11 protein-coding genes and 1 tRNA gene are annotated in these 12,820 nt (G+C 71.2%); 6 read left to right on the plus strand and 6 right to left on the minus strand.

The features are described 5' to 3' along the window. Positions 1 to 116: 116 nt before the first annotated feature. Positions 117 to 914 (minus strand): DUF4097 family beta strand repeat-containing protein, encoded by a 798-nt coding sequence (locus ACWD3D_RS23425; RefSeq protein WP_451462775.1) that lies wholly within the window; start codon positions 912 to 914, stop codon positions 117 to 119. A gap of 80 nt (positions 915 to 994) precedes the next feature. Then, the gene (hppD, locus tag ACWD3D_RS23430) at positions 995 to 2,140 is read right to left on the minus strand and encodes a 4-hydroxyphenylpyruvate dioxygenase (protein ID WP_451462776.1); all 1,146 of its coding nucleotides are present in this window, start codon (positions 2,138 to 2,140) and stop codon (positions 995 to 997) included. A 134-nt stretch (positions 2,141 to 2,274) separates the two neighbouring features. Between hppD and ACWD3D_RS23435 the strand changes: the two genes are divergently transcribed. The 5 genes from ACWD3D_RS23435 to ACWD3D_RS23455 all read left to right on the plus strand — a co-directional run bounded on the left by ACWD3D_RS23435 (position 2,275) and on the right by ACWD3D_RS23455 (position 6,545). Continuing rightward, a complete protein-coding gene (locus ACWD3D_RS23435) occupies positions 2,275 to 2,748 on the plus strand; it encodes an Lrp/AsnC family transcriptional regulator (protein WP_451462783.1) in 474 nt (157 codons plus the stop codon). Positions 2,749 to 2,766: 18 nt separating this feature from the next. Beyond that, a complete protein-coding gene (locus ACWD3D_RS23440) occupies positions 2,767 to 3,414 on the plus strand; it encodes an ABC transporter permease (RefSeq protein WP_451462777.1) in 648 nt (215 codons plus the stop codon). Next, a complete protein-coding gene (locus tag ACWD3D_RS23445; RefSeq protein ID WP_451462778.1) occupies positions 3,407 to 4,672 on the plus strand; it encodes a betaine/proline/choline family ABC transporter ATP-binding protein in 1,266 nt (421 codons plus the stop codon). Before ACWD3D_RS23440 ends, ACWD3D_RS23445 begins: the two co-directional genes overlap by 8 nt. Further along, positions 4,669 to 5,544: an ABC transporter permease gene (locus tag ACWD3D_RS23450; protein WP_451462779.1), complete on the plus strand. Its 876-nt coding sequence runs from the start codon at positions 4,669 to 4,671 to the stop codon at positions 5,542 to 5,544. The genes ACWD3D_RS23445 and ACWD3D_RS23450 overlap by 4 nt, the downstream gene beginning before the upstream one ends. 110 nt (positions 5,545 to 5,654) lie before the next feature. Further along, positions 5,655 to 6,545: a glycine betaine ABC transporter substrate-binding protein gene (locus tag ACWD3D_RS23455; RefSeq protein WP_451462784.1), complete on the plus strand. Its 891-nt coding sequence runs from the start codon at positions 5,655 to 5,657 to the stop codon at positions 6,543 to 6,545. 49 nt (positions 6,546 to 6,594) lie between these two features. Here ACWD3D_RS23455 and ACWD3D_RS23460 read toward each other — a convergent pair whose 3' ends face one another. From ACWD3D_RS23460 to ACWD3D_RS23475, 4 genes are all read right to left on the minus strand, one after another. Further along, positions 6,595 to 7,383, minus strand: coding sequence for a S16 family serine protease (locus ACWD3D_RS23460; RefSeq protein ID WP_451462780.1), 789 nt, complete (start codon positions 7,381 to 7,383; stop codon positions 6,595 to 6,597). Positions 7,384 to 7,582: 199 nt separating this feature from the next. Next, the gene (locus tag ACWD3D_RS23465; RefSeq protein ID WP_387372729.1) at positions 7,583 to 8,227 is read right to left on the minus strand and encodes an IclR family transcriptional regulator; all 645 of its coding nucleotides are present in this window, start codon (positions 8,225 to 8,227) and stop codon (positions 7,583 to 7,585) included. Between the two features lie 620 nt (positions 8,228 to 8,847). Continuing rightward, a complete protein-coding gene (locus ACWD3D_RS23470; RefSeq protein ID WP_451462781.1) occupies positions 8,848 to 10,629 on the minus strand; it encodes a DEAD/DEAH box helicase in 1,782 nt (593 codons plus the stop codon). 182 nt (positions 10,630 to 10,811) lie between these two features. Then, positions 10,812 to 12,353, minus strand: coding sequence for an MFS transporter (locus ACWD3D_RS23475; protein WP_451462782.1), 1,542 nt, complete (start codon positions 12,351 to 12,353; stop codon positions 10,812 to 10,814). A gap of 281 nt (positions 12,354 to 12,634) precedes the next feature. On the opposite strand from ACWD3D_RS23475, the gene ACWD3D_RS23480 reads away from it, so the two are divergent. Continuing rightward, a tRNA-Cys gene (locus ACWD3D_RS23480) sits at positions 12,635 to 12,706 on the plus strand. Positions 12,707 to 12,820 lie beyond the last annotated feature (114 nt).

Consider the following 12,820-nt stretch of genomic DNA (forward strand, 5'->3'; position numbering starts at 1 on the left):
GGCGCGTCGTTCGAACGCATGGGCACATGTCGTGAGCCAATGCGCCCCCTGTGCACCGGCGTTGGGGGGTTGAACGGCGAGCCGGCGGCCTGACGCCGACCGGGCCCGGGGCGCGGTCAGTCGCGGGTCGCGGTGGCGTCGCCGTTGACGGTGGTGAGCGTCATGGCGGGCCCGCCCCGCTCCGCGGTCGTCGGCAGGGTCACCGAGGTGGTGCCGTTGCGGGTGGTGGCGGCGACCCGGTAGGCGGGGCCGGTGTGCGGCAGCGACACCCGGAGCGAGCCGTTGGTGGTGGCGGCGGTGAGCGGGGACGGTGAGGTGGTGCTGGTGAGGGTCACGTCCCCGTTCACCGTCTCGGCGTGCAGCCGGCCGGAACGCAGGGCGCCGGTGCGTACGGACCCGTTGCGGGTGGCGAGCCGTACGGTGGCGCCGTCCCGGCCCGACCGGACGACGGTGACGTCCCCGTTGACGGTGGTCAGGTCCAGCGGGGCGGCGATCCCGGCCACGTCGATGCCCGCGTTCCGGGCGGTGACGGTGACGGAGGCGACGGCGGGCACGTCGATCGCGGGCATCCGGGGGCACGCCCCGTCGCCGTCCCGGCCGCCGTCCTCCCCGTCCCCGTCCTTGTCCCCGTCAGCGTCGCGGCAGGTGAGGTCGAGCACCCAGGTGTCGTCCCGGTGCGACCAGAGGGCGCGGACGTGGGGGTCGGTGGCGGCGTGGTCGCCGTCGGCCGGACGCAGCCGCACCCCGTTCTCCGTGGTGATCACCAGCCGGGTGTCCCCGGAGAGCTCCGGGGCCGCCGCGGCCCCGGAGCGCGTACGGAAGTCCCCGTCGTGTCCGCCGCACGCGGCGAGGAGCGGGAGTACCACCAGCAGGGGGGCCAGGCGGCGGGCCCGCCGGGAGGAAGTGGCGTTCATGGTGGCCGTCTTCCCCGGGACCGGCCGCCCATGGCACACGGGAGCCCGCACCCCTGGGGTGCGGGCTCCCGTGTTCTGGCTCAGAGGTTGCCCCGGCGCTCCTGTTCGCGCTCGATGGCCTCGAAGAGTGCCTTGAAGTTGCCCTTGCCGAAGCCCATCGAGCCGTGGCGCTCGATCATCTCGAAGAAGACGGTCGGCCGGTCCTGGACCGGCTTGGTGAAGATCTGGAGCAGGTAGCCGTCCTCGTCGCGGTCGACCAGGATCTTCTGTTCGCGCAGGGTCTCCACCGGGACGCGGGTCTCGCCGGCCCACTCGCCGAGGGTGTCGTAGTAGGAGTCGGGGGTGTCCAGGAACTGGACGCCGGCGGCGCGCATCGCGCGGACCGAGGAGACGATGTCGTTGGTGGCGAGTGCGATGTGCTGGACGCCGGCGCTGCCGTAGAACTCCAGGTACTCGTCGATCTGCGACTTCTTCTTCGCGACGGCCGGTTCGTTGATCGGGAACTTGACCTTCAGGGTGCCGTCCGCGACGACCTTCGACATCAGGGCGGAGTACTCGGTGGCGATGTCGTCGCCGACGAACTCCTTCATGTTGGTGAAGCCCATGACCTTGTTGTAGAAGGCCACCCATTCGTTCATCCGGCCGAGTTCGACGTTGCCGACGCAGTGGTCGACGGCCTGGAAGGTGCGCTTGGCCGGGGGCTGGACGATCGGCTCGGCGGCGGCGAAGCCCGGGAGGTAGGGGCCGTCGTAGCCGCCGCGCTCGACGAGGGTGTGGCGGGTGGTGCCGTACGTGGCGATGGCGGCGAGGACGACCGTGCCGTGCTCGTCCTTCAGCTCGTGCGGCTCGGTGATGCCGCGCGCGCCGTGCGCGACGGCGTAGGCGTACGCGGCACGGGCGTCGGGGACCTCGATGGCGAGGTCGATCACGCCGTCGCCGTGGGCGGCGACGTGCTCCTGGAGGAAGGTGCCCCAGTCGGTGGACGCCTTGACGACGGAGGTGAGGACGAAGCGGGCGGAACCGTTGGTCAGGACGTAACTCGCGGTCTCGCGGCTGCCGTTCTCCGGTCCGGAGTAGGCGACCAGCTTCATGCCGAAGGCCGTGGAGTAGTAGTGCGCGGCCTGCTTGGCGTTGCCCACGGCGAAGACGACCGCGTCCATCCCCTTCACCGGGAAGGGGTCGGCCCGCCGGGCGGTGTCGGGAGCGGTGTGCAGGGTCTCTGTCATGTTCCGAGGCTCCCCTCGTCCGGCAAGGTGCGCAACAGTTCGCGTTTCCGCTGCACAATCCGTCCAGCGACCGGCCAGTATGGGCGGACTGTCTGTACATGATGACCATCACGTCCGAGAGGCCGGTGCGCACCGTGGGGATCGATCGTCTGGACGGGGAACTGATCGTGCTGCTGGCCCGGGAGCCCCGGATAGGCGTGCTGGAGGCGTCACGGCGCCTCGGCGTGGCGCGGGGGACGGTACAGGCGCGCCTCGACCGCCTTCAGTCGAATGGAGCCATCCGGGGGTTCGGGCCCGAGGTGGACCCGGCGGCGCTCGGGTACCCCGTCACCGCGTTCGCGACGCTGGAGATCAAACAGGGCCAAGGAGCCCAGGTCCGGGCGCACTTGACGGGTGTACCGGAGGTGCTGGAGCTGCACACGACGACCGGGCACGGGGACATGCTGTGCCGGCTCGTGGCGCGGTCGAACGCGGACCTCCAGCGCGTCATCGACCGGGTTGTCGGATTTGATGGCATCGTCCGGGCCTCCACGGCGATCGTCATGGAGAACCCCGTCCCGCTGCGCGTCATCCCGCTCGTGGAGCAGGCCGCGAGGGACACCGACTGATCCGAGGGAGTGCGTCGCTTGAGCTTCTGGGAGTACGTGACGACCCGGCACCAGCAACTGCTCACCGACGCCTTCCAGCATGTCAGCGCCGTCTTCCAGTGCATGGTCATCGCGACGGTGCTGGGGGTGGTCATCGGGGTGGTCAGCTACCGCAGCGGCTGGGGCGGCTCGTTCGCCATCACGTCCACCGCGACGATCCTGACCATCCCCTCGCTGGCCGCGATCGGTCTGCTGATCCCGCTGGTCGGGCTCGGCGTGGCGCCCACCGTGATCACCCTGACGATGTACGGGCTGCTGCCCATCGTCCGTAACTCCATCGTCGGGCTGCGCGGGGTGGACCCGTCGCTGGTGGACGCGGCGAAGGGCATCGGGATGTCGCGGATCGCGCGACTGTGCCGGGTGGAGCTGCCGCTCGCCTGGCCGCCGATCCTCACCGGCATCCGGGTCGCCACCCAGATGCTGATGGGCATCGCCGCCATCGCCGCGTACGCCTCGGGGCCGGGGCTCGGCAACGAGATCTTCCGGGGCATCGCCTCGCTGGGCAGCGCCAACGCGATCAATCAGGTCCTCGCCGGCACGCTCGGCATCGTCATCCTCGCCCTTCTCCTCGACGCCGCGCTGATCCTGCTCGGGCGGCTGACCATTCCCAGGGGGATTCGTGTCTGAGACCGCTGCCGACGCCACCGCCGAGCCGGACACCGCACCGGAGACCTCCGGGGCGACCATCCAGCTGGAGAGCCTCACCAAGCTGTACCCGGGCAACCCGAACCCGGCCGTGGAGAACGTCTCCATGGACATCAAGGCGGGCGAGACGGTGATCTTCGTCGGCCCATCCGGCTGCGGGAAGTCGACCACGCTGAAGATGATCAACCGGCTGATCGAGCCGACCTCCGGCCGGATCAGGATCGGCGACGAGGACGTCACCGACATGGACCCGGTGAAGCTGCGCCGGAAGATCGGGTACGCGATCCAGTCCTCCGGGCTCTTCCCGCACATGACGGTCGCCGACAACATCGCGCTCGTGCCGAAGATGGTCGGCTGGTCGAAGCGGAAGGTGAAGGACCGCGTCGAGGAGATGCTCGACCTGGTCGGGCTCGACCCCCGCGAGTTCCACGGCCGCTACCCGCGCCAGCTCTCCGGCGGCCAGCAGCAGCGCGTGGGGGTGGCCCGGGCGCTCGCCGCGGACCCGCCGGTGCTGCTGATGGACGAGCCGTTCGGGGCCGTCGACCCGATCACCCGCGACCACCTCCAGGACGAGCTGATCCGCCTCCAGCACGAGCTGCACAAGACGATCGTGTTCGTCACCCACGACTTCGACGAGGCCATCAAACTCGGTGACCGGATCGCGGTACTGCGGGAGCGTTCGCACATCGCGCAGTTCGACACCCCGGAGGCGATCCTCACCAACCCGACCGACGACTTCGTCTCCGGGTTCGTCGGGGCGGGTGCGGCGCTGAAGCGGCTCAACCTCACCCGGGTCCGGGACGTGGGGGTCGCCGACTTCCCCACGGTGACGGTGGACGACCCGCTCCAGGACATCTTCAACAAGCTCCGCAGCGGTCCGCACAACGAGCTGCTGATGCTGGACCGCAAGAACCGCCCCTACAAGTGGCTGCGGCGCGGCGACCTGATGCGGGCGCGCGGTTCGCTCGCGCGGGCCGGGCAGCTGGTGCACGACACGGTCACGCGGGACGCCACGCTGCACGACGCGCTGGAGGCGGTGCTCACCGACAGCGGCGGGCGGGCGGCGGTGACCGGGCGGCGCGGGGAGTTCGTCGGGGTGGTGGACATGCGCATCCTGATGGACAACGTGCAGGAGCTGCTGGAGGCGGACCGGCTGACCGCGATGGAGCACCAGCACGAGCTGGAGGAGCTGCGCAGCCATCAGACGGAACAGGAGCTGGAGGGGGGTGGCGGCGCATGACCCCCAGCAGCCGTCAGGGCCGCGACTCGGGCGGCCGGGAGGCGACGCCGACCCGGCCGCCCGGCGAGCACGACGTCAAGGGCAAGGCGTTCCGGGACGAGGAGAGCGAGCCGCCGCCTCCCCCGGCGCGCCCGCCGCGCCGGATCACCTGGCAGAAGCTGGTGGTGCTCCCGCTGGTGCTGGCGGTGGTGCTGGTGGCGACGTACTTCTGGATCAACAACGTCACCCTGGACTCGATCGCGGAGAACTCGATCGCCGGAGACACGGTGGAGCTGCGCTGGTGGCAGCACGTCCGGCTGACGGCGATCTCGACGTTCTGGGTGCTGATCATCGCGATTCCGCTGGGTATCGCGCTGACCCGCCGGGGTCTGTCGCGGTCCGCTCCCCTCTTCACCGCGATCGCCAACATCGGCCAGGCCACCCCGGCGATCGGCCTGCTGGCGCTGCTGGTGATCTGGCTGGGCATCGGGCCGTCCACGGCGATCACCGGCATGGTGATCTACGCGGTGCTGCCGGTGCTCTCCAACACGGTGGCGGGGCTCAGGTCGATCGATCCGACGCTGGTGGAGGCGGCACGGGGCATCGGGATGTCGGGGACGGGGACGCTGGCGAAGGTGGAGCTGCCGCTCGCCGTCCCGCTGATCCTGGCCGGCGTCCGGACGGCCCTGGTGCTGAACGTCGGTACGGCGACGCTGGCCACGTTCGGCGGTGGTGGCGGGCTCGGTGACCTGATCACCTCGGGCATCCAGACGCAGCGCATGCCGGTGCTGGTGCTGGGGTCGGTGCTGACGGTGGTGCTGGCGCTGCTGGTGGACTGGCTGGCCTCGCTGGTGGAACTGGTGCTGACGCCGCGCGGACTGGAGGCACCGTGAGGACGCGGGCGGTGAAGCGTACCGGCACGGCCCGGGCGGTGGCCGGCGTGGCCGGGGCCGTGGTGCTGGCGCTGGCGCTCGGCGGGTGCGGGCTGAAGAGCGGCTCGGTGATGGCGGACGACGTGTCGCCGGGCTCGGTGGGCGCCGGTGAGCCCTTGAAGGGCGCCTCGCTGACGGTCACCTCGAAGAACTTCAGCGAGAACATCATCCTCGGCCAGATGATCGGTCTGGTCTTCCAGGCGGCCGGCGCGGAGGTGCTGGACCGCACCAACCTCCCCGGGTCGATCAGCGCCCGCGAGGCCATCGTGCAGGGCGACGCGGACGCGATGTACGAGTACACGGGCACCGGCTGGATCACCTACCTCGGCAACGCGGAGCCGATCGACGACCCCGAGGAGCAGTGGAAGGCGGTACGCGACGCCGACCGGAGGAACGGGGTGACCTGGCTCCCCCAGTCCAGCCTCAACAACACCTACGCGCTCGCCATCAGCGGGAAGAACAACGCGAAGTACAAGCTGAAGGACCTGTCCGACGTGGCGGCGCTGGCGAAGAAGGACCCGTCGGCGGTGACGATCTGTGTGGAGAACGAGTTCGCCTCCCGCGACGACGGTCTGCCCGGCATGGAGAAGGCGTACGGGATGTCCCTGCCCGCCTCGAACATCCGCAAGATGGACGCGGGCATCATCTACACCCAGGTGTCCAAGTCGAACTCCTGCTTGCTGGGCGAGGTCTTCACGACGGACGGCCGGATCAAGGCGATGAACTTGGACGTGCTCGCCGACAACAAGCACTTCTTCCCGAACTACAACGCCGCGCCGGTCATCCACACCCCGACGTTCGACAAGTACCCGGTGATCGCGGACCTGCTGGACCCGGTGAGCGCCAAGCTGACGACCGAGGTCGCCCAGGAGCTCAACGCCAAGGTGGACGTGGAGGGCGCGGACCCGCACCAGGTGGCGCTGGAGTGGCTGGTGCAGGAGGGGTTCATCAAGGACGACTGAGGGGCGGGCCCGGTGCGCGGTTCCCGGCCGGGCCCACGCGGCAGCCGGTTCAGCAGCTGGGGACCTTGCCGCCCTTGTCCAGGGCGTCGAGCGCGGACACCGCGCCCTTGAGGGTCGTGACCGGAATCAGCCGCAGGCCCTTCGGGAGTTCCGCCTCGGCCCCGCCGCACTCGTCCTTCGGTACGAGGAAGACGGTCGCCCCGTCCCGCCGGGCCGCCTGGGTCTTCATGGAGACGCCGCCGACCGCGCCGACCGTGCCGTCCGCCTCGATGGTGCCCGTACCGGCGATGGTGCGGCCACCGGTGAGGTCGCCGCCGGAGCCGTTGCCGTCGAGCTTGTCGATGATGCCGAGGGCGAGGAAGAGCCCGGCGCTCGGGCCGCCGATGTCTCCGAGGTCGAGGGAGAACGTCATCGCCCCCTGCTCCCGGTCGAGGTAGTTCAGAGCCGCGTCGACGGCGACGTCCTGGGACTCCTTCATGTCGTTCAGGTTGTGCTGCTCGATCTGCTTCTCGGACCCCTGGGTCGGATAGACCGAGTTGCGGGACATGACCGCCCGGTCCGTACGGAACCAGCCGTCGATCACGTCACCGACGCGCACGTCGGCCTTGGGCCCGGTCGCGACGATCGTCGTCATCCGCAGCTGGCCCTCGGTGGTGCGGGTGGGGGCGCCGGTGATGGTGATCACCGGCTTGCCGTCCGCCGAGCCGAGGACGTTGGCCGTGGTGCCGGGCTGGGCCACGGTGAACGGCAGCGGGGCGAAGGCGGCGGTCCCGAACAGGGCGAGTACCGGCAGCGCGCAGAGAGCGAGGGTGCGGGGGCGCGAGAGACGAAGGGGCACCCGGCCAATCTATCTGCCGGTGGGCCCCGCCCCCGGCGCCGGGCCCGCGGGCCCCGGAGAACGGGGCCGCACGCGTCGGGACCGTACGGACCGGGGCCGCACGCGTCCGGACCGTACGGAACCGGACCGCGCGAGTCCGGAACGTACGAGACCGAAGGATCGTGAACCTGTCAGTAAATGGAGGTCCTCGGTTCCTCTTTCAGCGCAGGGCGTCGGCCACCTCACGGGCCGCGTCCAGGACGCGGGGGCCGACCCGGTCGGGGATGGAGTCGGCGAGCATGACCACGCCCACACTCCCCTCCACCCCGGAGACACCGACCAGCGGCGCCGCGGCCCCACTGGCGCCCGCCTCCAGCTCCCCCTTGGTGAGGGTGTAGCCGGGGTGGTCCACGACGGTGCGCTGCCGGGCGGAGAGGATGGCCCGCCCCGCGGCGCCCTGATCCAGCGGGTGGCGGAAACCGGGCCGGTACGCCACGTGGTAGTCGGTCCAGGTGGGCTCGACGACGGCGACGGCGAGCGCGTCGGAACCGTCGACGAGCGTCAGGTGGGCGGTGGCCCCGATGTCCTCGGCCAGCGAGCGGAGGGCCGGCAGCGCCGCCTCCCGCACGAGGGGGTGCACCTGGCGGCCCAGGCGCAGCACGCCGAGTCCGACCCTGGCACGGCCGCCGAGATCGCGGCGCACGAGGGTGTGCTGTTCGAGTGTGGCGAGCAGTCGATAGACGACCGTGCGGTTGACGCCGAGCCGGTTGGACAGCTCGGTGACGGTCAGCCCGTGGTCGGTGTCGGCCAGCAGTTTGAGGACACGAAGTCCTCGGTCGAGTGTCTGGGAAGTCTCCGCGGTCACGACCCGTCCCCTCCGAGGGTGAGCGACGGCGGCCGGCTCCACGCAGGCACGACGCCGGTCCCAGCGGCGACGCACAAAGAGGCCGCCGGTCTGGTCCGGTCGCATCCGACACTTCCACCTTCGCCCCGGAGGGGTGTGGTGTGTACGGATACGGCCTGATACCGGCTGCGCTCCGCGGCGGCGTTGCCACGGGGCGTTCACATATGGACGGACAGTAGCGAGGCAGTCCGCTGAGCGGAAGCCCTCGTCCAGAATCCGGTCCTCGGGCGGTCGACCCCCGCATAACCGCCGGTCAGCGCGAGACCGTCCGGAACCCGGACGTCTACGCGCGTCCAGGTCGTATGACGCGGAGGGTGACCATGGCCACCGTTGGTGAACCAGCGTTAACAGTACGTGACAAAAAATCATGGCCCCCCACCCTCCCGAAGGACCGGGTCCACCGCCCGTTCGACTCGCCGCCCGCACAACCCGTCCGGTTGGCGGGTCTCACCACCCTGCGGCCCCCAGCCGGGCGGCGGGATCCAAGGGGGCACGCGCCACCCGGGACGCGACCGCGGCCCGGTACCCGCGGAGGATTCCGCCGGTACCGGGCCGCACGCACTGCGGTCACGTGAGGAGCCTCACGTCATGCGGGTGGCCCACTCCTGGACCTTCTTGATCCGGTCCTGGATCTGGCCCGCCGTCGCCTCGGCGCTCGGCGGTCCGCCGCAGACCCGGCGGAGCTCGTTGTGGAGCACCCCGTGCGGTTTGCCGCTCTGGTGGGTGTAGGCCGACACCATGGTGTTGAGCTGCTTGCGCAGGCTCAGGAGCTGCTTGTGGGTGACCACCGGACGCGCTTCGGCGGGCTTCTCCAGGAGGTCGGCCTCGGCGGCGGGCTTCATGCGGCTGTGCGCGATCTGCCGGGTCTGCCGCTTCTGGAGCAGCAGCTGTACCTGGTCGGGCTCCAGGAGGCCGGGGATGCCGAGGTAGTCCTGCTCCTCCTCGCTGCCCGGGTGGGCCTGCATGCCGAACTCCGCGCCGTCGTACAGCACCCGGTCGAAGACGGCGTCGGACTCCAGCGCCTCGAACGGCAGTTGGTCCTCGGTCTCCTCGTCCTCCAGTCGTTCGGCGTCGGCGAGGAGCTTGTCCTCTTCCGCGAAGGGGTTCTCCTCGTCGCTGCCCTTCTTCGGCTTGTCGAGGACGTGGTCGCGTTCGACCTCCATCTCGTTGGCGAAGTCGAGCAGCATCGGGATGGTGGGGACGAAGACGGAGGCGGTCTCGCCGCGCCTGCGGGAGCGTACGAAACGGCCGACCGCCTGGGCGAAGAACAGCGGGGTCGAGATGGTCGTCGCGTACACGCCGACCGCCAGGCGGGGTACGTCGACGCCCTCGGACACCATGCGGACGGCGACCATCCAGCGCGATTCGTCCGCGCTGAACTTGTCGATGTTCTTGGAGGCCGCCTTCTCGTCGGAGAGGACCACGGTCGGCTTCTCGCCGGTGACGGACTTGAGGATCTTCGCGTAGGCGCGGGCCGACTCCTGGTCGGTGGCGATGACCAGTCCGCCGGCGTCCGGGATGCCCTTGCGGACCTCGGTGAGCCGCTTGTCGGCGGCGGTGAGCACGTTGGGAATCCAGTCGCCGGTGGGCGACAGGGCGGTGCGCCACGCCTGCCCGATGGCGTCCTTGGTCATCGGCTCGCCGAGGCGGGCGGCGATCTCGTCGCCGGCCTTGGTGCGCCAGCGCATGTTGCCGCTGTAGCTGAGGAAGATCACCGGTCGGACGACGCCGTCGGCGAGGGCGTTGCCGTAGCCGTACGTGTAGTCGGCGGAGGAGCGCCGGATGCCGTCGTTGCCCTCCTCGTACGTCACGAAGGGGATCGGGTTGGTGTCGGAGCGGAACGGGGTGCCGGTCAGCGCGAGCCGCCGGGTGGCGGGGTCGAACGCCTCCTGGCACGCCTCGCCCCAGGACTTCGAGTCACCGGCGTGGTGGATCTCGTCGAGGATCACAAGGGTCTTGCGCTGCTCGCACCGGTTGCGGTGCAGCATCGGGCGCACGCCGACACCGGCGTACGTCACGGCGACGCCGTCGTACTCGCGGCTGAGCGGCCCGGCGCTGTACTCCGGGTCGAGCTTGATGCCTATGCGGGCGGCGGCCTCGGCCCACTGCTTCTTCAGGTGCTCGGTCGGCGCGACGACGGTGACCTGCTGGACGACGTGGTGGTGCAGCAGCCACGAGGCGAGAGTCAGCGCGAAGGTGGTCTTTCCGGCGCCGGGGGTGGCGACCGCGAGAAAGTCGCGCGGCTGTTCCTGGACGTACCTCTCCATGGCGCCCTGCTGCCAAGCTCGCAGCTTGCCCGCCGTGCCCCAGGGGGCGCGGCCGGGAAAGGCGGGTGAGAGGTGGTGGGAGGCGGTAGTAGTCACGGTCTCCGGTTCGGGTCTCTCGGGTACGTGGGGTGCTGCCGGTACCGCCCGGGGCACCCGGTACGCGATACGACAACCGGGCCACCTTACCGGGGAGCGGGACGGAACCCCGTACGAACGAGGCGTGGTTCGGGTCCGTTGAGACCCTCTTCACACAGCGGCGCCCGCTCCCGCCGGGCCCCTCAGACGGCGCGCGGAGCCCGTACCCGGGTGGCCACCCAGGCCCCCACCAGGGCGACCCCCGCCATGGGCAGGAAGACCGCCGCAAAGGCCCCCGGATGGGCTCCTGAGGCGCCCGCGCGCACGGTCTCGTGGACGGCGCCCACCGCGCCGCCGCCGAGCGCCGCGAAGGCCGCGCCGCCGATCGCGAGGAGCAGGACGTTGGAGAGGCCGTCGGAGATCTGGAGGGCCGCGGAGTTGGCTCCGGCCTCCTGCGGGGTGGAGAGCTTGAGCATCATCACACTGGTCGAGGCGATCACCATGCCCATGCCGAAACAGCCGACCGCCCAGGCGACGGCCACCGTCCAGGCGGGCACGGAGTGGATCAGTACGGAGGGGGCGGCCAGGATCGCCACGGTGACCATGAGCATGCCGACGAACATCAGCCGCTCCCGGTGCGCCTCCATCCGGGGCCGGGACTGGATGAACGATCCGAGCGCCCAGGTGCCGCCGCCCGCCGCGAGCGACAGCCCGGCCATCGTCGGGCTCAGCCCGCGCTGGGTCACCAGCATCAGCGGTACGAAGGACTCGGCCGCGATGAAGGACCCGGCCGAGACCCCGCGCAGCAGCACCACGGCGGGCAGCCCGCGCACGGCACGCGCGGTTCCGGTGGGCAGCAGCCCCCGGACGGCGGGGACCAGCAGCGCGGCCCCCGCGAGGCCGGGCAGAGCTGCGAACCAGTTCAGCTCCTGCCCGGCGTACTGGAGCAGTCCGGCACCCACCGAGATGGCGAGGGCCAACCGGATGCGCCGGCGATCGAAGGGCTGGGCGCCCGCGGCCTCGTCCGCCGGGCCCGAGGCCCTGCGACGTATCGCGGGCAGGGCGAGGGCCAGCGGGAAGACGATGAGGACCGGGATGCCGGTGAAGACCCAGCGCCAGCCGAGGTGCTCGGTGACGGTGCCCGAGGCGAGTGGCCCGACCACGGAGGGGATGACCCAGCTCGCGGCGAAGGCGGCCATGATCGCGGGGCGCAGCCGCTCCGGGTAGGCGCGGCCGACGACCACGTACAGGGCGACGATCACCAGTCCCCCGCCGAGCCCCTGCACGGCCCGGCCCGCGATGAACATCCACATGCCGGTCGCGCCGCCGGAGAGCAGCAGCCCCGCGGCGAAGGCGCTGATCCCGGCCGCGAGGGGGCCGAGCGGCCCGCTGCGGTCGGCCCACTGCCCGGAGAACACCATGGCGAAGAGGCTGGTGGTGAAGTACGCGGAGAAGGCGAAGGCGTACAGCGGGACCCCGTGCAGCTCGCGTGCGGCGACCGGCATCGCGGTGCCCACGGCGGTCGCCTCGAAGGCGATGAGCAGCACGACGGAGACGATGCCGATGCTCAGGGCGCGGTAGGTCCGGCCCAGGACGCCTTCGGCAAGGTCGTCGGCCCCACTGCCGTCCGGGGCGGCCACGTTGCCCGCCGTCGGATCGCAGGAAGCCGGGGCGCCGGAAGCCGGGGCGCCGGCGGGCAGGGGGGCGGGCGCGACATCGGCGTCGCGCGGGTCCAGGGCGGTCATCGCACCAGAGTAAGGGGCATACACCGGGTTGAGCCCTGTCGCGGGGAGGGGGTGCGGTGGTCCGATGGTCGTAGACCCGTGCCCCCGTCCGTGCGGCTCCGCGCCCCCGGTCCGCGCCCCGTCCCGGGCCCTGGGCGCGGGGGCGGGGGCCTCCGGGGCGCCGGGCGCCGGGTGGTGCGGTTGTGAACGGCGTATGGCAGTCGCGTTGCGGGCCCGTCGAAACCCTTGAGCCCGCCGCCCCGGGCCCGTACGGTCATGACGACACCGAGGCACCACACCTCGGCCGTGTGCCCGAGAGGTTCAGGGGCTCGACTGCAACTCGAGTTACACCGGTTCGAATCCGGTCACGGCCTCAAGAAGAACGCGACGCTCGCGTCGTACGGACAGCAACGGCGGCGGCCCAACCCCAAGTGGGGGGGCGGCCCCGTCCGGGTGTGCCGGGCCCGCGCCCCGGCCGGGCCCCACGC

The sequence above is a fragment of the Streptomyces sp. NPDC002690 genome (assembly GCF_053592415.1).

Coding starts and splice junctions, on each gene's coding strand:
- ACWD3D_RS23425 (WP_451462775.1), bottom strand. CDS start 914: ATGAACGCCACTTCCTCCCGGCGGGCCCGCCGCCTGGCCCCCCTGCTG.
- hppD (WP_451462776.1), bottom strand. CDS start 2,140: ATGACAGAGACCCTGCACACCGCTCCCGACACCGCCCGGCGGGCCGAC.
- ACWD3D_RS23450 (WP_451462779.1), top strand. CDS start 4,669: ATGACCCCCAGCAGCCGTCAGGGCCGCGACTCGGGCGGCCGGGAGGCG.
- ACWD3D_RS23455 (WP_451462784.1), top strand. CDS start 5,655: ATGGCGGACGACGTGTCGCCGGGCTCGGTGGGCGCCGGTGAGCCCTTG.
- ACWD3D_RS23475 (WP_451462782.1), bottom strand. CDS start 12,353: ATGACCGCCCTGGACCCGCGCGACGCCGATGTCGCGCCCGCCCCCCTG.